Below are 278 nucleotides of genomic sequence, written 5' to 3'. Positions count from 1 at the left end.
CTCTACTTCGACGTGGACGTCATGCTCTACCGCACCGACATCCTCCAGCAGTACGGCATCGCCGCCCCGCCCAAGACCTGGGACGAGCTGAAGTCCACCGCGGCCACCATCACCGCCAAGTCCGCCGAAGCCGGGAAGAAGGTGGCCGGCTGGCAGTTCAAGGGCATGGACGACCACCTCAACGCCATCAACTCCACCTGGGAGAGCTTCCTCTGCCAGGCCGGCGGCACCCTCACCTCGCCCGACTTCAAGACCTCCACCCAGAACACCGAGGCCGG

General features: G+C 65.8%; 1 protein-coding gene. It reads left to right on the top strand.

Features of this window, described 5'->3' with window-relative positions; genetic code table 11:
• On the top strand, positions 1-278 hold a 278-nt coding region (locus PUR61_RS04455; RefSeq protein ID WP_329875843.1), incomplete at both ends, for an extracellular solute-binding protein.

The sequence above is a fragment of the Streptomyces sp. BE20 genome, from assembly GCF_036322525.1.
In the GTDB taxonomy this organism is placed as follows: domain Bacteria; phylum Actinomycetota; class Actinomycetes; order Streptomycetales; family Streptomycetaceae; genus Kitasatospora.
Note: the sequence above shows the minus strand (reverse complement) of the source record. Positions and strands in the feature narration are given on the sequence as shown.